This is a genomic window from Exiguobacterium sp. s132, from assembly GCF_018617235.1.
GTDB lineage: Bacteria > Bacillota > Bacilli > Exiguobacteriales > Exiguobacteriaceae > Exiguobacterium > Exiguobacterium profundum.
The window spans coordinates 956,228-976,503 of the sequence record NZ_JACSJU010000001.1; the positions used below are offsets into that span (position 1 = coordinate 956,228).

Below are 20,276 nucleotides of genomic sequence, written 5' to 3' on the forward strand. Positions count from 1 at the left end.
AGATTCGGAGGAGATTTGTGATGAAATCCTTTTACACACTGCTCGTTAGCCAATGGCTCGCAAACATTGGCGATGTCCTGTACATCGTCGCGCTCATTGCCTTGCTGTATCAACAAACTGGATCCGCTCTCATGGCGGCCAGCTTCCCGATTGCCGTGACTGCCGGTATGACGCTCAGCGGACTCTTTTTCGCCCGCATCCTCAGTCGCTACTCTCTCGGGAAAACGCTCGTCCTGTCACAACTGATGAAGACGATCACCCTTGTGCTCGTTCTCTTCACGGATTCGATTCTTATTCTCGGACTCGTCATGTGGATTGCATTTCTCGATGGATTCGCACGTCCGATTCAAGCCTCGTTCATCCCAAGTTTGGCGACGAATCGTCAACAAGCGAACAGCCTAGTTCAAGGTTCCAATCAGTTCATCCAACTCGCGATGTGGCCGCTCGGGACGATGCTCGTCTCTCTCTCGTCTAGCGCCTTTGCATTAATCGTTTCACTCGTTCTCTTCAGCCTTTCAACGGTTGTGACGATTTACTTCTGTCAATCGCTTACGGAAGACATCGTCGATGATGGAACGGAGGAATCGATTACCTTACGCGATAGTCTTACTTATGTAAGAACGTCACCATTCGCTCGTCGTGTGACTTGGTTTGTGACGTATGAATCATTTGTCAGCACGCTTTGGATTTCAGCGTTGCTCCTCGTCTATCTCGAGCGACATCTGCAAGTCGATACAGGCTGGTGGGGAACTCTTAACGCATCATTTTTGATTAGTATGATTGCGGCGAGTGCCTATCTTTATCGGTCTCGTCGAGCACCCTCGCTACCTTCGACTGCCGTCTTATCCATTGTTGCCGCCATGTTGTTCGGCGTGACCGAGCATCTCGCGTTTGCGATTTTGGCGTTAGTGATTCAAGGGGCAGCCACACAAATGCGGATCATCCAGGCGAATACCGTCATTCAAGAACAGATCCCGACTGCGCGACTTCCCTATGTATATAGTGTGCAACAAACGGGATACGCCCTCGCATTCAGTGTGGGGAGTTTGCTTTTCGGTCTTCTTGCGGATGGACTACCGATCGATTCGGTTTACCTTCTCGGAACACTTTTGACCCTTCCGTTGATTTGGATCGGACGATTGACTGAACAGTCTATGTTGACCGTATCATCTGTATAAACAAGAGGCGCCTTCTCTAAGAGAGGGCGCCTTATGTATAGAACTTTCCACCGAAGTATATGGTTGGACTTCCTTTTCGATTACAATCGAGTGAAATCACAGATGCAACGGTCGGTTCCGAAAGCGTGACGATTTCTAAAACTGAGTTCAGACCGCAAATACGATAGTGCGTGAAGATTGTTGAATCGTCATGTATCACTTCCCAAAACGAGAAACGCGTTCGTGTCAAGAAATCCAAATATCCGGATTGCTCGAATCGTTTGATTTGCGAACCCTCGAACTCATCTGACGGTTCATCCATGATTCCATCCGCAAATGACTCTTGAATGACCTCCATATAGATGACGTCTTCAAAACATAGTTTTACATTGATCACTTCTCTCTGGCAATGAACGCCTCCCGCTTCGACTCGTTCACGGAATGTCGTGTTTCGCTTTCTCTGGTGATCGAGTAATTTCACTTGAAAGGTGAGGCAACTCGATTCTAAATCATGCTGAAAATCAAACACATGAATCATCCCATGATAGAAGAATAGATCCTCAAACTCCATTGTCGCTCCTCCTTTTAGTCACTTTCGTATTGAAATACTCCGACGCCATAGCCTCGCCTAACATCTCCTAAAATGAAAAGTGAAAGTATACACGCTTCAGCCTCAATCAAAAATCGAAATTCTTCTAATTCTTCTCTTGTCTCAATCATTGTAACCAATTGCAGGAGATCACTTTCAGATACATTTGAAAGATTGCATGTCACCATATAGTCATTCGACCATATCTTTCTCCCATGATGTTCGATACTGTACTCACACTTTGTCTGATCTGCCCATCTCTTGAAATCAGATAAAAATCGATTATACTTCAAAATTGTCTGAAACGAAGTGACATCTAATATATGTAATAGTTGAGATATGAACGCCGCTGCCGACTTCACTTTTGGTAACCCAAATTCCCTCCAGTTACTATCCGACGGTAGGTTAAATAGATTTTCTTTCTTTAGAGAAAACGAATCAGGGTCATGAAACTCGCGACTGTAAGCACTTAGAAAATCAACTGTCGAGATGCGTCGTTCATCGAGATCGATCCGTGTCTGAGTTGAATAGATTTCACGACGATACGGATCATACAACAAGAAAAGTTGTTCCTCTGTGTAAACGCCTAACGGCAAGGTCAAATCAATGTACCGAAGTCGTCCTAATTGTGAACTCGTGACCATCACGTCAAGTTCACAATAATCTGTGACTCGATATGAACCGACTGGCAATCGACTTAAATAGCCATGTTTCAATGTGAACAAATCCATCGTCTGAAATGACTGAACATGTAAATGTTCGACGTTTGTTTCATCAAAGTTCAAACTAGATTCTCCTTTCTTGTAACGAATGAAGTAAATTGAACTAAATAATGTCGTATACTGAAAGAAATACATGATCGGAGTGATTCTCATGTCGAAGCTTTCACACGAAGAAACCCTCAAATTACTTAATACCCTCGAGTCTCGTTTCACTGAAAACGTTGAACGTCATTCTGACGTCGTCTGGTCAGACATATTGGAGCGTATTCAAATTGATCAGGATAAGTTGACCTCACTCGCCTTGATGGAAGAGACCGGCGGAGAACCAGACGTGATTCGTCTCCCTAACGGAGACCTCGCTTTTTGCGACTGTTCGGCCGAGAGTCCGAGCGGTCGACGAAGTCTCTGCTATGACGAACCAGCTCTTGAGGCACGTAAAAAGAATAAGCCTGCCGGAAGCGCGGTCGCCTTATCTGAACAGATGGGAATCAGCCTTCTCGATGAAGAAACATACCGACACTTACAAACGCTCGGGGCATTCGACTTGAAAACGTCGAGTTGGATTCAGACACCGGATGTGATACGTCAAAAAGGTGGCGCCCTTTTTTGCGACCGTCGTTATGATCACATCTTCGTCTACCATAACGGTGCAGATTCTTATTATGCCGCTCGAGGATTTAGAGGAATGATCACGATTTAAGCAAGGCATTGCGCTTTGCTTTTTTTATTACAAAAACCAACTCAAAACTTTTGGAATGTAGATGATGAAAAATAAACCGACAGGAATCAATGCGAAAAGCCTTAATATCCACGTATATTTACCCTTGAACTTCCTAAAGTAGAACAACAACGCACCAAACGTAATCGCATTCGCTGTCAAATTCGGTTCTTCTATCTTGTTCTCCATCCATTGCATGAAAAAAACCTTCCATCCAGGAAAGGATTCGAGGGCGAACGACTCACTGAAACTTGGGGTAAGGTTGTATTTCAGCCTCACAAACCAGGCTCCTATATAGACAGAGATGAATAAGAGCGCGTAGCACATCAGTGCAACGTTCCACAATTTTTCTTTCCAACCCTCACTCCGAAAGTACAAGACATACATCACAATCAAGACACTAAAGATCACATTTATGACGAATAGTGGTGAAATCGTCAGGATCGAAAACGTCTCTCGATCTAACACTATCCCCACTTGAAATATCCCTTGCTGAAACATAGCCTTTCCTCATTTCTGATATGTACTGATTCAATCAAAATACGGTAATTGAAATATTAAGAAATGCGCTATATTTCGCTTTACCCCATCTGTGCTCTATTTGAATATACTCGATTTCATAGACCAATCCACTAAAAAACTGCAGACAGATTGTCTGCAGTCCTCGTTTATGCGTGTAATGTCACATTCAACTCTTCCGCGACCGTCTTGAACGCTTCGAGTGCCCGTTCGAGGTCGTCTCGTGTATGCTCCGCTGTGACGATGGTCCGGATGCGTGCTTTCCCACGCTCGACCGTCGGGAAAGCGATACTCTGTGCGAATACGCCATGGTCCTTCAACTTGTCTGAGAATGTATGCGCAAGCGTCTCTTCGCCGAGCATGACCGGTGTGATCGGTGTCGTCGCATGTCCGATATCGAAACCGAGGTCACGTAGACCGTTTTTGAAGAACTCCGTGTTCGCCCATAGCTTGTCGAACAACTCTTCTTCCTCTTTCATGACACGGATCGCTTCACGGTTCGCCGCTACGACTGCCGGTGGATGTGATGTCGAGAAGAGGAACGGACGACCTTTGTGAATCAAGTAATCACGAACGTCTTGTGAACAGGCGACATAGCCACCTAAGACACCGATTGCTTTTGAGAGCGTCCCGACCTGTAACGCGACGCGACCGTCTAATCCGAAGTGGTTGACCGTTCCCCGTCCGTTCTTCCCGAGGACGCCGGATGCATGCGCATCATCGACCATGACCGCAGCGTCATACTTCTCTGCGAGTTCGACGATGGCAGGCAGCGGTGCGATGTTCCCATCCATCGAGAAGACGCCGTCCGTCACGACGAGACGTGTGCGATAGTCCTGCGTCTCTTTCAACGCTTTCTCCAAATCTTCAAGGTCGACGTGTTTATAGATGCGACGTGCCGCTTTCGTGAGACGAATCCCATCGATGATTGATGCATGGTTGAGGGCATCACTGATGACGACATCTTCCGGCCCGAGAAGTGCAGACAAGACCCCGAGGTTCGTCGCGAATCCTGATTGGAAGACGAGTGAGGCCTCCGTATGTTTGAACTCCGCGAGTTCACGCTCGAACGCTTCGTGCATCTCGAACGTCCCGGCAATCGTACGGACCGATCCTGTTCCTGCACCGTACTGTTCGACCGCTTCAATCGCCGCCTGCTTCAGACGCGGGTGATTCGCGAGTCCGAGATAGTTGTTTGATGACAGCTGGACGAGTGACTTCCCATCGATTGTCACTTCATTCCCTTGTGCCGATTCGAGCGGGACGAGCTTACGGAACGTCCCCTGTTCTTTCATCTCATTGATTGCTTCTGTAATATGTTCAAATGCCATGTTGTTTCCCCCTTTAAGGTATTAAGACGACCTTTCCACATTTCCCTGCCCGCATGAGTTCGAACCCTTTTTCGAACTCTTCGAGCTTGAAGACGTGCGTGATGATCGGTTCGACGTTCAACTGACCCGTCGCAAGCATCGTCGATACTTGACTCCACGTTTCATACATCTTACGTCCTGTGATCCCTTGGACGCGGACCCCTTTAAAGACGACGTCCCGTGTGAGGTCGATGGCGACCGGACGAGCCGGAAGTGACAAGACGTTGACGTCCCCACCTGCCGTGACCATCTTGAACGCCTGATCGATCGCAATCGGGTGTCCACTCATCTCACAGACGACATCGATTCCGTCTCCGTCGGTCTCACGCTCGATCAACTCGAGCGGATTCTCTTCTAAACTGTTGATGACGACATCTGCCCCCATCGCTTCGGCGAGTTTTAAACGATATGGATTGACGTCAATCGCATAGACACGACTCGCCCCTGCTGCTTTGGCGACGCCGACCGCCATGAGTCCGATTGGGCCACAACCGACGATGGCGACCGATTTGGCTGACACGTCACTCGCCAACACCGTGTGCACCGCATTCCCGAGTGGTTCTTGAATCGAGGCGAGTTTCGCTGGCATCGACTCCGGGTTCACCCATAGATTTTCTTCAGGCATGACGACATATTCTGCGAAGCAGCCTTGTGTGTCCACACCGATGATTTTTGTGTTCTTACAGATGTGGTACTGCCCGCGCAAACATTGTTTACACTGATGACAGACGATATGCGTTTCAGCAGACACCGTCTGTCCGACTTTGATCCGCTTCGTCCCTTCTCCGAGCGCCACGACTTCCCCCGAAAATTCATGACCAAATACGTATGGTGGTTTGACGCGGCTCTGTGACCATTCATCCCACTCATAGATGTGGACATCGGTCCCGCAAATCGATGTCGCTTTGACTTGAATGAGCACTTCTCCAGGTCCTGGTGTCGGAACTGGTACGTCGACCAGTTTTGCCCCAAACCCGGCCGTGTGTTTTTGAATCGCTTTCATTACTGGTGTCGTTGATTCCGTCTCTTTGGTTGACACAAGTTGTTCCATTGAAAACGTCCCCCTCTTGTCTCTAATGATCGAACGATACGTTCTTTATCATCTTGTCATAAAATGACGAAACTGAGAAGATAGAACGTCCGATTTACACAAAAAAAGAGGAGCCATCCGCGCCGATGGCTCCTCTTCACAAGAATAGGACCTATGTCCCGACCGCTCATCGCGGCTCAATGATGAGCTTGATGGCAGTACGTTCCTCTCCGTCAATCATAATATCAGTAAAGGCCGGAATGCAAATCAAATCGAGACCGCTTGGCGCGACGAAGCCTCGGGCAATCGCGACGGCTTTGATGGACTGATTCAGTGCCCCTGCCCCGATCGCCTGTATCTCACACGTTCCTTTTTCACGTAGCACACCCGCTAAAGCACCCGCAACGGAGTTAGGGTTCGATTTTGCCGAAACTTTGAGTACGTCCATTCTTGTTTCCCCCTCGGGTAGGTTGTTCAATCAAACCAGACGGTCTGATCATCTAGGTGTATTCGTTCGATTTTTGTCGCTCGTTTCGTCTGATCATCGATTGTAATGAAAACTCCATTAAGTTGTTCCCGTCCCTCGGCAACTTCAAACCGAACTGGGAGTTGTGTCATAAATTTTTTTAAAACAGTCGACGCATCCATTCCGAGTACCCCGTCTAGTGGACCGGTCATGCCGACGTCGGTAATGTAGGCCGTGCCGTTCGATAGGACACGCTCGTCCGCTGTCTGCACGTGTGTATGTGTCCCGACAACGGCTTGAGCGCGACCGTCGAGATGATAGCCCATAGCGATTTTCTCGCTTGTCGCCTCAGCATGGACATCTACAAAAATCGCATCGACCTCATCGCGCACTTCTTCGACGAGACGGTCGACGGTACGGAACGGACAGTCAAGAGACGGCAAGAAGACATTTCCCATGACATTGATCACGGCCAATTTCTTCCCATTTTGTTTCAACTTCATCATGCCAACCCCAGGTGTCCCGTCCGGATAGTTGGCCGGACGGACGATCCGATCGGCGTCGTCGATCCAATCAAAGATGTCACGGTTGTCCCACGTGTGGTTTCCCATCGTTACCCCATGAAAGCCGAGCTCCAAAAACTGTTGGTAAATCTTTTTCGTAAGACCACGTCCATTTGCTGCATTCTCACCGTTGACGAGCATGAACGTCGGGTTGTATTTGTCTTTCAAGCGTCCGATTTGTTTCGTCAATATATCACGACCTGGTTTCCCGACCACATCACCGATAAATAAAATTTTCATATAAAGTCCTCCCTCAAACAGAAAAAGCGGAGAAATTCTCCGCTTCGTTTACTTCGCATAATCGACGGAACGTGTTTCACGAATGACCGTCACTTTGATTTGTCCAGGATAATCGAGTTCGTCCTCGATTCGCTTACAAATATCACGTGCCATCTTACCGGCGACGACATCGTCAACGACATCAGGGCGAACGATAATCCGAACTTCACGTCCTGCTTGAATCGCATACGATTTCTCGACACCTTCGAACGACTCACAGATTGATTCGAGTCGTTCAAGACGACGGATGTAGCTTTCAAGTGTCTCTTGGCGAGCTCCAGGACGCGCTGCTGACAAGGCATCAGCCGCTGCCACAAGTACAGCAATCGTCGATGTCGCCTCGACGTCCCCGTGGTGGGAAGCGATCGAATTGATGACGACCGGATGTTCTTTGTATTTCGTCGCGAGTTCTACACCGATTTCAACGTGACTACCTTCGACTTCGTGGTCGATTGCTTTCCCGATATCGTGTAAGAGTCCTGCCCGTTTCGCGAGCGTGACATCTTCACCAAGTTCGGCTGCCATCATCCCGGCAAGATGTGCCACCTCAACCGAGTGAGACAAGACGTTCTGACCATAACTCGTACGATAACGCATGCGACCGAGCGTCTTGACAAGGTCTGGATGGAGTCCGTGAATTCCGGCTTCAAACGTAGCTTCCTCCCCGTATTCACGAATGCGTTCATCCACTTCACGGCGAGACTTCTCTACCATTTCTTCAATTCGAGCGGGGTGAATCCGACCGTCTTGAACGAGTTTTTCAAGCGTCATCTTCGCGATTTCACGACGAACCGGGTCGAACCCTGACAAGATGACGGCTTCTGGTGTGTCATCGATGATGAGGTCAATCCCAGTCAACGTTTCGAGCGTCCGGATGTTACGTCCTTCGCGCCCGATGATACGACCCTTCATCTCATCACTCGGTAAGTTGACAACGGATACCGTCGTCTCGGCGACATGTTCAGCTGCATATCGTTGCATCGTGAGAGATAAGAGGTGTTTCGCTTTTTTATCCGCTTCTTGTTTTGCTTTTTGCTCGATTTCTTTTTGAAGGAGAGCAGCATCGTGAAGCGCTTCCTGCTTCGCTTCGTCCATGATGATGGTACGTGCTTCATCTTTCGAGAGGGATGCCACGCGTACAAGTTCTCGGCGTGCCTCTTCGTATAACTCCTCCACTTTGCTTTCGAGCATTTCTGCTTCACGCTTGCGTTTTTCGAGTCCTCGTTCCTGTTCATCTAGCGAGTCTTCTTTCCGCTCGAGCATGTCTGCTTTGCGGTCAAGAAGCTCTTCCTTTTGAACGAGGCGATTCTCTTTCACTTTCTGTTCTTCGCGACGTTCACGCAATTCTTGTTCCGTCTCATTACGAAGTTGAATCATCTCTTCTTTTACTTCAAGCCGTGCTTCTTTTTGCATCGCTTCCGATTGTTGTTTTGCTTGCTCTACAATCTTAGTCGCTTCCGTCTCGGCACCTTGAATCTTCGCTTCGGCGATCGATTTACGCACAAAAAAACCTGCAACAAAAGCTATCGGCAAAAGGAGGATCAGAATAAGCCAGTATAGCCATTCCATCATGTTCACCTCCCTTTCGCAAGGTTATTTTATTTTTTTAATAAGTGAGATACACGGGCAAGCCCACGCATAACTTTATTGTACTTATTTAATAGGGAGAATGCAATGCACGGACAGGATAGAACTACCAATTGCCTAAAAAATTATACTAAAAAAATCTCACTCGAAAGAATTCGAGTGAGACGATGTGCTTATTCGTCATCGAGAAGTGAGAGGACTTCGTCGTCTTCGCCTTCGACCGTGACCGTTTTTTCTCCATTCAATCCGTAGTGATCTCGAATCTGTTGTTCGACCTCAGCTGCGATTGCTGGATTTTCTTTCATGTATTGCTTGGCGTTTTCACGGCCTTGACCAAGACGTTCTTCATTGAACGAGTACCAAGCTCCGCTCTTTTGAACGATGTCGAGGTCTGCACCGATATCGATGAGTTCCCCTTCACGCGAGATCCCCTCACCATACATAATATCAACTTCCGCTGTTTTGAACGGAGGTGCAATCTTGTTTTTTACAATCTTGATCTTCGTACGGTTCCCGACCATATCTTGACCTTGTTTGAGCGTCTCCGCACGACGAACTTCAAGACGTACAGAAGAGTAGAATTTCAAGGCACGGCCCCCTGGAGTCGTTTCCGGGTTACCGAACATGATCCCGATCTTCTCACGGATTTGGTTGATGAAGATGACAATCGTTTTCGACTTGTTCGTCGCACCAGACAACTTACGAAGTGCTTGAGACATCAAACGAGCTTGAAGACCGACGTGCGAGTCTCCCATTTCCCCTTCGATTTCGGCTTTCGGTACGAGTGCCGCAACCGAGTCGACGACGAGGATATCAACTGCTCCCGAGCGAACGAGCGCTTCAGCGATTTCGAGCGCTTGCTCCCCAGTATCCGGCTGTGAAAGGAGCAACTCATCGATGTTGACCCCAAGATTTTTAGCATACTTCGGATCGAGTGCGTGCTCGGCATCAACGAATGCTGCTTGACCGCCACGCTTTTGGACTTCTGCAATCGCATGAAGGGCAACCGTCGTCTTACCTGAAGATTCTGGTCCGTATACTTCGATGACACGACCGCGTGGATATCCACCCGCACCGAGCGCGACGTCGAGGGCGATTGACCCTGAAGGGATGACCGATACTTGTTGGTCTGTATTTTCACCAAGGCGCATGATTGAGCCTTTACCGAATTGTTTTTCAATCTGGCGTAATGCCATTTCTAACGCTTGTTTACGATCACTCATAGATAAATGAGCCTCCTTTAATTGATACTCTTATTATACGTGAACACTGTACGATACACAAGTTTTTTACGAACATTTATTCGCCTTTTTTGATTCGTTGAATGAGAGCCCATAATCCGTCCTTCGCGGCTCGCATGCGGATGATATTCCGTTCTTGATGGGGATACGTCCGCTCGATGACTTCTATTCCGTTTGGTGTCTTCACTCCGATATAGACCGTACCGATCGGACGACCCGAATTCGATGTCGGTCCTGCCTCTCCCGTGAAAGAGAGGACATAGTCGGCATGGGTGGTCTTTGACAATCCGTCCACCATCTCATAGGCAACTTCTTTTGAGACGACTGAGTGCTGTTCAATTGTATCAAGCGAGACCCCTAAATACCTATTTTTTAGCTCATCCGAATAGGTCACGACTCCACCTAGAAAGACGACTGAAGCGCCAGGTGTTGATGTAATCATCGATTGTACCTCGCCGCCGGTCAACGACTCAGCCACAGCGAACGTACGATTCAATCTAGACAATGATTGGACAAGATGTGATGCGATCGTTTCATCGTCAGAGCCGAAGTAGTACGAACCGACCCGTTTCATAATCTCAGTCTTCACTTCTTCAATCATCTGACGCGCGGTCACCTCGTCCGTCGCTCGAGCACTGATCCGAAGTCTTGCCTCTCCCGTCTCGGCATAGGGGGCAACGGTCGGATTCGAGCCGTCCAATAAGTCCTTCACGGCATCGTCGAGAGCGGATTCTCCAATCTCATAAAACCGTAATGACTCTGAGACGAGCGTCGCTCCTGATAGTTTCTGCGGAAACGTCGCCTCGACCAAAGCTTTCATTTCACGTGGCACACCCGGTAAAAGCAACCACGTCGTGTCTCCGGCAATCCACATGCCCGGGGCAAGCCCGACCGGATTTGGTAATACGTCTGCTCCGCTGAGCACGTCGGCTTGGCGAGCGTCCCCATCATTCATCAATCGATTTCGTGACACGAGGAATCGTTGAATCGTCTCATACGCTTCCTCATCCCGAACGATCGGACGGTCTAGTAAGTCGGAAAGGACTGTCTTTGTGACATCATCCGCCGTCGGACCGAGTCCACCCGTGACGATGACAAAGTCGGAACGACGACGGGCGATTTCAAACGTCTCTCGCATTCGTACCGCGTTATCCCCGACAACTTGATGATACAAGACCGGCACACCGTACTTCGACAGTTGTTCTGATATGTAACTCGCATTCGTATTGACGATTTCCCCTAAGAGCAACTCGCTTCCTACCGCAATGATTTCGGCTCGTTTCATCTCATTTCCTCCTCAACTTCAAAAAAAAGACGAGCTAGATCAACCAACTCGTCTCTGTCGACTTACATCGACTTCACAATAATCTTATAGTTTTGTGCGAAATATTCGGCACCTGAGTAAATTGTAAGTACGAGCGCCAACCACATCGCCCATTCGCCAAACGGGATCCCGACATAGCTAAAGATCGGGTTACCGAACAGTAAGAAGATGATGGCAAAGAGCTGCACCCACGTCTTCGCTTTTCCAGATTTCCCGGCCGCGACGACAATCCCTTCATCGGCAGCGACGAGACGTAAGCCTGTAACCGCAAATTCACGTGATAGAATCACGACGACGACCCACGCCGCGACGAGATCCATCTCAACGAGCAACACAAGGGCCGCCGTGACGAGCAGTTTATCTGCGAGCGGGTCCATAAATTTACCAAAGTTCGTGACTAAGTTATGCTTACGGGCCAAATGTCCGTCTAACCAGTCTGTAATGGCCGCAATCGTAAAAATCACACCAGCGATAAATTGGTGCATCGGGATATCAGCGCCTAAAAAAGCGATGTTTCCCCAATCAAAATCAACAGCGAGTAAGACGACGAATACGGGGATCAAGACCACGCGTAGCATCGTCAATCGGTTAGGTAGGTTCATATAGAACGCCTCCTCTTAGAAGGAGAGTCGACTTATTCGGCGTCGACTCTCTTTACAAAAATATTTTGTGTGACCGGAGACTCTTGAAGCTCGAGCTCACGACCGTTGACGACGATTTTCTCAACGCCTGCGATGAGTCCGATTCGAATACGCAATGTGTCCGTCTCGGCATCTTCAATGACAATCGGATTCTGTTTCGACTGGTTCGGATACTCCGGTGCGAGAAAGGCTCCTTCTAACGACGTATCACGAACACCCACGTAAGAGGCAGGTGACTCCTTCACATAAATCTCGGTCGACAGTTTCTCGTTCGTCGCGAGTTCATAAGTGATATCTGCCCCATTCGACTCCTTCACCGCAATCGGACCAGATTCCGCTGGCGGTTCTTCTTCGGTCGGCTCCTCTTCAGTCGGTTCCTCCTCGACCGGTTCATCAGCCGGGACATCCTCATTCTGGTCGACTGTGACACCAGAACTTGGCGGTTCGGCAGGACTTGCATCCTGACCACCGAAGTCGATGCTTCTCACTGCGAAATAAATCGCGGTGATGAGCAAGAAGACCGTGAGAACGAGGAGAACTTTCGGAACCCATCTCGAGACCCGACTTGTCGACTCGGAAGCCTTCGAATACGTTTTCTTCCGAGAGAGTTGAACAGACGGCTGTGCCTCGATGACCGGTAAATCTTTTGCATATGTCTCGTATAATTCATCCACATCTAGGCCGAGCGACTCCGCATACGTCTTAATGAACGCCCGTGCATAAAAAGAGCCAGGGAGATTTTTGTAATCACCTTCCTCGATTGCGATGATATAGCGCTTTTGAATCTTCGTCGTCTGCTGGATTTGGTCGAGCGTCAATCCGCTCTCCTCACGCTTTTGTTTCAAAAAAGTCCCTAGTTCTGTCACAGGGGTCCACACCTTCCATTCACATAATTATTCAAACCATTCTGACTCACGATGCGTTTCTTGTGGGATGATGATCGTCTCATCCGGATTGTTTCTCAATTCAATAATATAATCAAAGTCTTCATACACGCAATCGGTGTTTCGGACGTACAGGTCAGGGTGTTCGATGACTTTCACGGCCGGCAACCGCATGACTTCACGAATGAGCTGGCGATGTCGTTCATCCATCGTTCGGGTAGAGACGGCACCATCGATTATGTATACGTGATCGCCTTCCCGTTCCTCTTCAAATAATGAGGTCCGAACGGTCTGTTTCATCAGTGTCGAGGAAAGAAACAACCATCGTTTGTTCGCACACACACTCGCTGCTACGATGGACTCCGTCTTTCCGACGCGTGGATTTCCACGAACACCGATTAACAAATGGCGTTCTTCCTTCATCAGTTCCGCAACGAAATCGACGAGAATGCCCAAATCTTCACGGACGAAGCGAAACGTTTTTTTGTCATCACTATCATGGTCGATATAACGACCGTGACGGATTGCAATCCGGTCTCGTAACTTCGGACGGCGCAACTTGATGACGGCAATAGCTTCCATCCGCTTTAAAATATGCTCGAGTCGATGCACATGATCGGCGGCAGGTGCTTTGAGCAACATTCCCCGTCGCTGCAAATCGACCCCATTGATGGTGACGATGGAGATTTGAAGCATCCCCATGAGAGATGCGATGTCTCCGAGGATACCCGGTCGATTCTGACACAATTCATATTCGAGATACCACTCTTCGAATTTATGTTCCATCCCCAACCATCCTTTCGAGCGAGTTCGCTACCTTGCCTATTTTAAATTATTTTAGAAGAATTGAAAAGAACAGGTTTATTTACATGAATCGGATCATTGCCAACCGCCGTCGACGCGTATCACCGTGCCCGTCATATACGAGGCGTCCGGTGAGCACAAGAAACGGATCGTGTTGGCCACGTCCTCTGCCGCACCGAGACGTCCAAGTGGAATGTCATCGATCACGGATTGTTTCGACTCTTCTACCGTATCATTCATTGGCGTATCAATCCACCCCGGGGTCACCGCATTGACTCGAACATTGAACGGTCCGGCTTCTCGTGCGAACGCCTTGACGAAGCCGAGCTGTGCCGCTTTGACGGTTGAATAAAACACCTCAGCCGCCGCACCGACCTCTCCCCATACACTCGAGACAATCACGATATCCACGTGATGATCGTAAGGCTTCCTTGCAACGACGGACTGGATGAGTCGGATCATTGCCCGAACATGTACATCGTACAGCCGGTCGAGCTCATCCATCGACTGGTCGACGACGAGACCATGGAGCGCATGTCCGGCCACATATACAATTCGGTCGATGTCCAGCATATCCTGCACCCACGACTCAACAGCGTCACGGTCTGTTAGGTCACAAGGGAGAATTTCTGCCGAAAGATTCTCTTCATCTATCAAATGACGGAGTCTATCACTACTCTCGTTCGCATGCAAAATCAGTTCATCTTCACGAAAAGCGAGCGAGACGGCACGTCCGATGGTACCGCTCGCTCCAACAATCAATGTCTTCATCGTTTTTTGACGATGCATACCGTTCGTTGTTCATGGCGGAACAAGCGCTCGTATGCTTCGTATAGTTCGTCGAGTGTGATGGCATCAATCAAAGTCGGGATTTCAAACAAATTCCCATCATTGAGTGCATATCGAGAGAACTGATTTGCGATGAATTCCGGTGAGTTCAATGCTTTCAAGAACTGTCCTTGCATCATGCGTTTCTTCCGGTCGAGCGTCTCTTGACTCAACTGAAGTGGACGTTCTAACGCCTCCGTCACACGGTCGACAAACGCATCTACTTCCGACGTCTCCATCGACAAGGCGGCAAAGGCAAACGTTTCCTCTGACGTATAGTCAAACGAGAAGGCATCGTCAATCAATCCTTCAGCATAAAGTTCTGTATAAAGAGGAGCTGTCGTGTCGAAGAGCGCATGCATGAGCAATTCTACTGTCAATTCTTGCTTCAGACCTGCTTCCCCAGCTTGTGGTACATCCTTATACCCAATCATGACTTTCGGTACAGAGACGTCCATCTCGATGACCCGTTCTGACAGACGAACCGTGGTCGGTTCATATACTGTCTCACGAGCACTCAATCGTGGTGTCTCAAAAGATTTACCTGCTTGGTTATCTCGAATCAAGGCAAGCATCTCATCCGGTTCGATGTTCCCGACGACGAACAATGCCATGTTGCTCGGATGATAGAACGCTTGATGACAGGTGTACAAGTCTTCCGCCGTGATCTTTGAAATCGATTCGATTGTACCTGCGATATCAATCTTGACGGGATGTGTCTCGTACATCGCCTCAATTAAACCAAAATACAAGCGCCATCCGGGATTGTCTTGATACATTTGAATCTCTTGACCGATGATGCCTTTCTCTTTCTCGACCGACTCTTTCGTAAAATAAGGAGTCTGGACGAAATCAAGTAGCGTTTGTACGTTTTCCGAAATCTTGGACGTGGCACCGAACAAATAAGCCGTCCGTGTGAAGGAAGTGAAAGCGTTCGCTGACGCTCCTTGACGACCGAATTGTTGGAAGACGTCACCATCTTCTTTCTCGAACATCTTATGTTCTAAGAAATGTGCGATACCATCAGGAACCTCGATCCAGTCTTCTAGTTTGAAGCGTCGGTCAATCGATCCATATTTAGTCGTGAACGTCGCGAATGTTTTTTCATATCCAGTCTTTTTCAACAAGTAAACGGAGAGGCCATTGTCGAGAACGTGATGATGTAACGTCTCTCCGACGTTAGGAAAGTCTAATTTCATGCTTCTCCTCCTTTCAAGCAATAAACCGCTTCGAGTTCCATTTCTTTCGCAAGCGCAACGACATGATCTCGTGTCGTGTTTTCAATGATTGCCATCTCTTCGTCTAACGAGAACGGACGAACGTCTGCTCCACTCATCCAAGCAATCAATTGACGTGGACTGTCTCCAAGTTGTCGACGTTGATAGAACAACAACTCTTTCGTCTGTTGCAACGTCTCATCCTCAAACTCGCCCGCTTGTAAAGCGTTCAATTGCTCTTCGATGATCTGTTCGGTTTTTTGCTGGTTCGACGCATCGATGCCGGCATAGACGAACAACTTCCGACTGAGGGAACTATATTGTGAAGCGGCATAGTACGCCAGGCTCTCTTTTTCACGCACGTTCATGAACAGTTTCGAGTGAGGGAATCCTCCGAACAATCCATTCACGACTTGCATACGAATCGCCGCTTCCGTTCTTGGGTCGACATTGAGTGAATAAGCGAGATGGAGCTTGCTTTGTTTAATGTCTTGGTGTTCTTCCAAACGCTTGAACTCTCCTCGACTCGCTTCTGGTAACAGGCGTGGTCGACGTGTCCCAAGGGATTCCAATGGATTGAAAGCCTGTTCGACTTGCTCACGATTGACATCCCCGACAACATAGATGTCCACACGGTCATGTTGAATCATCGATTGATATGCCTCATATAATGATTTCGGTGTGACATGGTCGAGTTGCTCAAGCGTACCGAGTGACGGAATCGCAAGTTCTCCTCCGAGCATTTCTTGTAGACGCTGTTGGGCGAAACGCATTTTGTCATCATAGACCGATTCGATACGCTGACGTTGCAATCGACGTTCCTGCTCGACGATGAGTGGCTGGAACGCCCCATCGTATGCGTTCGGACGAAGGAGAACGTCTTCGAGTAACTCGATTGCCTGACTCAATACGTCTTCTCCGACAAGATGATCGTTGACGACTTCGAGTTGGAATTGGATGACGTGCTCCTTTCCGATCTTAGATGCACCAGCATATAAGTTTGTGTCATACAACTCCTCTAGCGGTGTGTGAAATAACTCAATGGATGGATACGTTGCCGTCGATTTCTCCATAATGAACGGGAGCAATGCCCGATCTGCGACCGTCTCCGCCGATAATGGAGCGGCGAATGACACGAGACAAGTCGTCGTTTTAAATTTTTTGGTCGGATAGACCGAGTAGTGCAATTGATGTTGGAACTGTTCGATTCCTTTCATCTGCCGATCACTCCTTTTTTCGTTTTGGTTGAAACACGGCAGCGCCGCGCGCATATTCTTGATCCGGCACCCCTGCCACGACGTTCGCGTAACGGGCAACCGTAAATAAATAATCACTCAAGCGGTTAAAGTAAGGCAATTGCCGGTCTGCGACTCCGAGAGCCGCTAAGTCACGCTCGACCCGTCGACAGACGGCACGAGCCACATGTAAGCTAGCTGCGGCAACGCTGCCGCCCGGAAGGATGAAGCGCACAAGTTCCGGACAGGACTCCTCCCACTCATCCATCCATCGTTCTAGTTCCGTCACGATTGACAAATCGACCATTTTTGGCGGTGCCTCAGCATACATCAGCTCCGAACCGAGGTCGAACAAGTCGTGCTGAATCTTCGTCAGCTGTATTCGGAGCGTCTCATCCTCTTGATGCGCGATGGCGAGTCCAATCTGACTATTCAACTCATCGAGATGACCCATCGCTTCAATCTGAGGATGGGATTTCTCGACACGACTACCGATTAATGATGTTTCACCCTTGTCGCCCGTTCGTGTATAACGTTTCATTCGACTCCCCCCTTAAAATGCCACAAATGGTGACTCAAGCGAGTCACCATTACGAGTTGTGTGGTTGTTCAAATGGTAAGTAAATCTCGAAGGTGGTTCCGACCCCGAGTGTACTCGATACGCTCACTTTTCCGTGATGGGCATCGACCACATTCTTCACGATCGCGAGTCCGATGCCTGTCCCTGTCTTCGAACCACTGGTCCGGGCTTTATCGGCTTTATAGAATCGCTCGAAAACGAACGGCAAATCCTCTTTTGGAATTCCATGACCTGTATCCGTCAACTGAATCCGTAGCCCGTCCGTCTCTTCTGTGGCCTCAATCCGAATTTCTCCAGAATCGGTATGCGCGATAGCATTGCCAATCAAGTTGGTGAACACTTGCTCGAGACGATCGCCATCCGCCTCGATGAGACGGTGCGGGGCGTCGGTCTGTAAACGAATCTCTTTTTCAGATGCCATCTGATTGAACTTTCGCATGACTCGGGGCAAGAAATCACCGATATCAAACGAAGTGAAATGCATCGTCTCTTTACCCGATTCGATGCGTGCCAAATCCAACAAATCATTGACGAGTCTTGCCAAGCGGAGCGATTCATCATAGATGATGGAGGCGAACTCTTTCGTCGCCTCGTCACTCTCAGTGATGCCATCGATGATTGCCTCTGAATACCCTTGAAGCGTCACGAGCGGTGTCCGGAGTTCATGGCTAATGTTCGCCACAAAATCGGTCCGCATCTTATCGAGTCGATGACTTTCTGACGTATCCCGGATGACAACGACAGCACCCTCGAAATCGTCTTCTCCGACGAGTGGTGTGACTGTCAGTGTATAGTACCGCTCATCCTGTTTCACTTCGATCGTCTTTTCAGACGTCCCCTCCATCACTTCCTCATAAAGAGACAATACGACTTCATGTGGTTGCCCATCTTGAAGTAATGGACTCGCTTGCGGGTTCGTGACAATCACGTTCGCATGACGATCGAGTGTAATGACACCGTCTGCCATCGAACGAAGAATCGACGCAAGTTGCAGCCGTTCCCGGTCAAGGGCATTCACATACTTCGAAAGCTGACTGCTCATTGCGTTGAAAGAAGCAGCGAGTTCTCCAATCTCATCCCGTGTCTTCGTCTCCAAACGCAAATCAAATTGCCCCTCTCCCGTCTTATTGACTGCATCCCGCATCGCTCGGAGCGGTGCCGTGATTCGTGTCGACAAGAAGAAAGCGAAGACGGTCGTGACGATGATGGCCGAAGCGACGGTCCAAAGAATGATGGTCCGTGCTCCCGCGTTCGCACTCGAGATCGCATCGAGCGGTTCGAGCAGGTAGAGCGTATACTGTCCTGTCGATAAGGAGAAGGTCGTCCGATACGCTAGTGCGGCCTGGTCGTCAAAAGATGAGAAATTCCCGATGGCCGTCTCACCGACCGCCTGATAGGTTTCCCAATCCTGTCGTTCAAGTTCCACCATCAAACCATCCACTTGATTTCCAAAATTCGATCGGGTCGTCCCGTTCTCTAAGATATAGTTAGCCCCGTACACTTCGATGATTTGATCAATCGTCTGGGACGTGTCACCTTCATTCAACAAAACCGATTGGACCTGTCCACCGAGCTTGGCAAGATGGCCTCGTTCCTGGTCGATATGAAAGGAATTAAAAAATTCAAGCATCAACACCGAGACGATGAATAAGATGACACTGACCAAAACGAGAATCGTCAGCCACAGTTTCGTGACGATGCTGTTTCGACGAATCATCATTCACTGGCAGCTTCGAACTTGTACCCGACACCCCATACGGTCGTGATCATATGCGCCGCGTCCGGTGAGACACGATTCAATTTCTCACGAAGACGTTTCACATGCGTATCGACGGTCCGAAGGTCTCCGAAAAATTCGTAGTTCCATACTTCTTTTAACAACTGCTCTCGTGAAAAGACTTTATCCACCTGTTTTGCGAGGAAGAACAATAACTCATATTCTTTTGGTGTGAGGGCGATTTCCTCGCCGTCCACCGTGACGCGGTGTGCATCATTATCGATTGTCAGATGTGGGAAGACGATCAAATCCTTCGACTTCTCACTCGTGTGCATGAACTTCGTCGAACCAGAGCGGCGAAGCAATGCTTTGACGCGGAGCACGACTTCACGCGGACTGAACGGCTTGACGATATAATCATCCGCCCCGACTTCGAATCCTTGGACACGGTCGATTTCTTCACCTTTCGCCGTGAGCATGATGACCGGAGTCGCTTTCGTCTTCCGGAGTTCTGTACATACTTCAACCCCATCCATCTTTGGCATCATCAAATCAAGCAAGATCACGTCGTATTCGTTATCAAGGGCAAGCGCGAGCGCCTCTTCGCCATTGACCGCTTCTTCAATCACATACTGTTCACGTTCTAAGTACATTTTCAAAAGTCGGCGAATTCTCTCCTCGTCGTCGACTACTAAAATCTTCGTTTTCTCAGCCATACCTGAAACCCTCCTAAGACCCATTACGAGTTGTAGCGAATGTTGCACAATTGTGAACATTCCACTCTCTGCCATAACTATACCACTCT

At 48.8% G+C, this 20,276-nt stretch carries 20 protein-coding genes; 2 read left to right on the plus strand and 18 right to left on the minus strand.

All coding sequences use genetic code 11. From position 1 onward, the window contains the following. The first annotated feature begins 20 nt into the window (after positions 1 to 20). Entirely contained in the window at positions 21 to 1,178 is a 1,158-nt protein-coding gene (locus tag KNO78_RS04880; RefSeq protein WP_214690811.1) for an MFS transporter, read from the plus strand. Positions 1,179 to 1,209: 31 nt separating this feature from the next. On the opposite strand, the gene KNO78_RS04885 is transcribed toward KNO78_RS04880, so the two are convergent. Then, positions 1,210 to 1,728, minus strand: a complete 519-nt coding sequence (locus KNO78_RS04885; RefSeq protein WP_214690810.1) for a hypothetical protein — start codon at positions 1,726 to 1,728, stop codon at positions 1,210 to 1,212. Positions 1,729 to 1,742: 14 nt separating this feature from the next. Continuing rightward, a complete protein-coding gene (locus KNO78_RS04890; RefSeq protein WP_214690809.1) occupies positions 1,743 to 2,531 on the minus strand; it encodes a hypothetical protein in 789 nt (262 codons plus the stop codon). An 88-nt stretch (positions 2,532 to 2,619) separates the two neighbouring features. Between KNO78_RS04890 and KNO78_RS04895 the strand changes: the two genes are divergently transcribed. Next, complete coding sequence (locus KNO78_RS04895) at positions 2,620 to 3,168, plus strand: DUF4256 domain-containing protein (RefSeq protein ID WP_214690808.1); 549 nt, start codon at positions 2,620 to 2,622, stop codon at positions 3,166 to 3,168. A 686-nt stretch (positions 3,169 to 3,854) separates the two neighbouring features. Here the strand turns inward: KNO78_RS04895 and KNO78_RS04900 are convergent. The 16 genes from KNO78_RS04900 to KNO78_RS04975 form a co-directional block, all read right to left on the minus strand. Next, complete coding sequence (locus KNO78_RS04900; protein WP_012726475.1) at positions 3,855 to 5,036, minus strand: glycine C-acetyltransferase; 1,182 nt, start codon at positions 5,034 to 5,036, stop codon at positions 3,855 to 3,857. 13 nt (positions 5,037 to 5,049) lie between these two features. Further along, positions 5,050 to 6,126: an L-threonine 3-dehydrogenase gene (gene tdh / locus KNO78_RS04905; protein ID WP_214690807.1), complete on the minus strand. Its 1,077-nt coding sequence runs from the start codon at positions 6,124 to 6,126 to the stop codon at positions 5,050 to 5,052. Positions 6,127 to 6,292: 166 nt separating this feature from the next. After that, positions 6,293 to 6,553 carry a stage V sporulation protein S gene (locus KNO78_RS04910; protein WP_012726477.1) on the minus strand — a complete coding sequence of 87 codons (261 nt, stop codon included), beginning with the start codon at positions 6,551 to 6,553 and terminating at the stop codon, positions 6,293 to 6,295. A gap of 26 nt (positions 6,554 to 6,579) precedes the next feature. Next, complete coding sequence (locus tag KNO78_RS04915) at positions 6,580 to 7,374, minus strand: TIGR00282 family metallophosphoesterase (protein WP_074036837.1); 795 nt, start codon at positions 7,372 to 7,374, stop codon at positions 6,580 to 6,582. Positions 7,375 to 7,422: 48 nt separating this feature from the next. Then, positions 7,423 to 8,985, minus strand: a complete 1,563-nt coding sequence (gene rny / locus KNO78_RS04920) for a ribonuclease Y (protein ID WP_035387855.1) — start codon at positions 8,983 to 8,985, stop codon at positions 7,423 to 7,425. Positions 8,986 to 9,173: 188 nt separating this feature from the next. After that, on the minus strand, positions 9,174 to 10,223 hold the full coding sequence (gene recA, locus KNO78_RS04925) for a recombinase RecA (RefSeq protein ID WP_012726480.1): 1,050 nt from the start codon (positions 10,221 to 10,223) through the stop codon (positions 9,174 to 9,176). Between the two features lie 76 nt (positions 10,224 to 10,299). Further along, positions 10,300 to 11,526 carry a competence/damage-inducible protein A gene (locus tag KNO78_RS04930; RefSeq protein WP_214690806.1) on the minus strand — a complete coding sequence of 409 codons (1,227 nt, stop codon included), beginning with the start codon at positions 11,524 to 11,526 and terminating at the stop codon, positions 10,300 to 10,302. A gap of 62 nt (positions 11,527 to 11,588) precedes the next feature. Next, complete coding sequence (pgsA, locus tag KNO78_RS04935) at positions 11,589 to 12,167, minus strand: CDP-diacylglycerol--glycerol-3-phosphate 3-phosphatidyltransferase (protein WP_074036832.1); 579 nt, start codon at positions 12,165 to 12,167, stop codon at positions 11,589 to 11,591. A gap of 32 nt (positions 12,168 to 12,199) precedes the next feature. After that, entirely contained in the window at positions 12,200 to 13,072 is an 873-nt protein-coding gene (locus tag KNO78_RS04940) for a helix-turn-helix domain-containing protein (RefSeq protein WP_078147046.1), read from the minus strand. Positions 13,073 to 13,099: 27 nt separating this feature from the next. Continuing rightward, positions 13,100 to 13,876 (minus strand): YmfK family protein, encoded by a 777-nt coding sequence (locus KNO78_RS04945; protein ID WP_012726484.1) that lies wholly within the window; start codon positions 13,874 to 13,876, stop codon positions 13,100 to 13,102. A 93-nt stretch (positions 13,877 to 13,969) separates the two neighbouring features. Then, on the minus strand, positions 13,970 to 14,683 hold the full coding sequence (gene ymfI / locus KNO78_RS04950; RefSeq protein ID WP_251125244.1) for an elongation factor P 5-aminopentanone reductase: 714 nt from the start codon (positions 14,681 to 14,683) through the stop codon (positions 13,970 to 13,972). Continuing rightward, the gene (gene yfmH, locus KNO78_RS04955) at positions 14,662 to 15,921 is read right to left on the minus strand and encodes an EF-P 5-aminopentanol modification-associated protein YfmH (protein ID WP_214690805.1); all 1,260 of its coding nucleotides are present in this window, start codon (positions 15,919 to 15,921) and stop codon (positions 14,662 to 14,664) included. The genes ymfI and yfmH overlap by 22 nt, the downstream gene beginning before the upstream one ends. Continuing rightward, positions 15,918 to 17,156 carry an EF-P 5-aminopentanol modification-associated protein YfmF gene (yfmF, locus tag KNO78_RS04960; protein WP_214690804.1) on the minus strand — a complete coding sequence of 413 codons (1,239 nt, stop codon included), beginning with the start codon at positions 17,154 to 17,156 and terminating at the stop codon, positions 15,918 to 15,920. Before yfmF ends, yfmH begins: the two co-directional genes overlap by 4 nt. A gap of 7 nt (positions 17,157 to 17,163) precedes the next feature. Beyond that, positions 17,164 to 17,715 carry a cob(I)yrinic acid a,c-diamide adenosyltransferase gene (locus KNO78_RS04965; protein ID WP_012726488.1) on the minus strand — a complete coding sequence of 184 codons (552 nt, stop codon included), beginning with the start codon at positions 17,713 to 17,715 and terminating at the stop codon, positions 17,164 to 17,166. Positions 17,716 to 17,764: 49 nt separating this feature from the next. Next, the gene (locus KNO78_RS04970; protein WP_143180242.1) at positions 17,765 to 19,474 is read right to left on the minus strand and encodes a HAMP domain-containing sensor histidine kinase; all 1,710 of its coding nucleotides are present in this window, start codon (positions 19,472 to 19,474) and stop codon (positions 17,765 to 17,767) included. Next, on the minus strand, positions 19,471 to 20,187 hold the full coding sequence (locus KNO78_RS04975; protein WP_147538010.1) for a response regulator transcription factor: 717 nt from the start codon (positions 20,185 to 20,187) through the stop codon (positions 19,471 to 19,473). Before KNO78_RS04975 ends, KNO78_RS04970 begins: the two co-directional genes overlap by 4 nt. Between the last annotated feature and the right edge of the window lie 89 nt (positions 20,188 to 20,276).

What these genes read in the sequence shown, in the direction of transcription:
- KNO78_RS04970 (WP_143180242.1), bottom strand. Translation starts at nt 19,474, where the DNA reads ATGATGATTCGTCGAAACAGCATCGTCACGAAACTGTGGCTGACGATT.
- ymfI (WP_251125244.1), bottom strand. Translation starts at nt 14,683, where the DNA reads ATGCATCGTCAAAAAACGATGAAGACATTGATTGTTGGAGCGAGCGGT.
- recA (WP_012726480.1), bottom strand. Translation starts at nt 10,223, where the DNA reads ATGAGTGATCGTAAACAAGCGTTAGAAATGGCATTACGCCAGATTGAA.
- tdh (WP_214690807.1), bottom strand. Translation starts at nt 6,126, where the DNA reads ATGGAACAACTTGTGTCAACCAAAGAGACGGAATCAACGACACCAGTA.
- KNO78_RS04885 (WP_214690810.1), bottom strand. Translation starts at nt 1,728, where the DNA reads ATGGAGTTTGAGGATCTATTCTTCTATCATGGGATGATTCATGTGTTT.
- rny (WP_035387855.1), bottom strand. Translation starts at nt 8,985, where the DNA reads ATGATGGAATGGCTATACTGGCTTATTCTGATCCTCCTTTTGCCGATA.
- KNO78_RS04910 (WP_012726477.1), bottom strand. Translation starts at nt 6,553, where the DNA reads ATGGACGTACTCAAAGTTTCGGCAAAATCGAACCCTAACTCCGTTGCG.
- KNO78_RS04930 (WP_214690806.1), bottom strand. Translation starts at nt 11,526, where the DNA reads ATGAAACGAGCCGAAATCATTGCGGTAGGAAGCGAGTTGCTCTTAGGG.
- yfmH (WP_214690805.1), bottom strand. Translation starts at nt 15,921, where the DNA reads ATGAAATTAGACTTTCCTAACGTCGGAGAGACGTTACATCATCACGTT.
- yfmF (WP_214690804.1), bottom strand. Translation starts at nt 17,156, where the DNA reads ATGAAAGGAATCGAACAGTTCCAACATCAATTGCACTACTCGGTCTAT.
- KNO78_RS04880 (WP_214690811.1), top strand. Translation starts at nt 21, where the DNA reads ATGAAATCCTTTTACACACTGCTCGTTAGCCAATGGCTCGCAAACATT.
- KNO78_RS04965 (WP_012726488.1), bottom strand. Translation starts at nt 17,715, where the DNA reads ATGAAACGTTATACACGAACGGGCGACAAGGGTGAAACATCATTAATC.
- KNO78_RS04900 (WP_012726475.1), bottom strand. Translation starts at nt 5,036, where the DNA reads ATGGCATTTGAACATATTACAGAAGCAATCAATGAGATGAAAGAACAG.
- KNO78_RS04945 (WP_012726484.1), bottom strand. Translation starts at nt 13,876, where the DNA reads ATGGAACATAAATTCGAAGAGTGGTATCTCGAATATGAATTGTGTCAG.
- KNO78_RS04975 (WP_147538010.1), bottom strand. Translation starts at nt 20,187, where the DNA reads ATGGCTGAGAAAACGAAGATTTTAGTAGTCGACGACGAGGAGAGAATT.
- pgsA (WP_074036832.1), bottom strand. Translation starts at nt 12,167, where the DNA reads ATGAACCTACCTAACCGATTGACGATGCTACGCGTGGTCTTGATCCCC.
- KNO78_RS04895 (WP_214690808.1), top strand. Translation starts at nt 2,620, where the DNA reads ATGTCGAAGCTTTCACACGAAGAAACCCTCAAATTACTTAATACCCTC.
- KNO78_RS04915 (WP_074036837.1), bottom strand. Translation starts at nt 7,374, where the DNA reads ATGAAAATTTTATTTATCGGTGATGTGGTCGGGAAACCAGGTCGTGAT.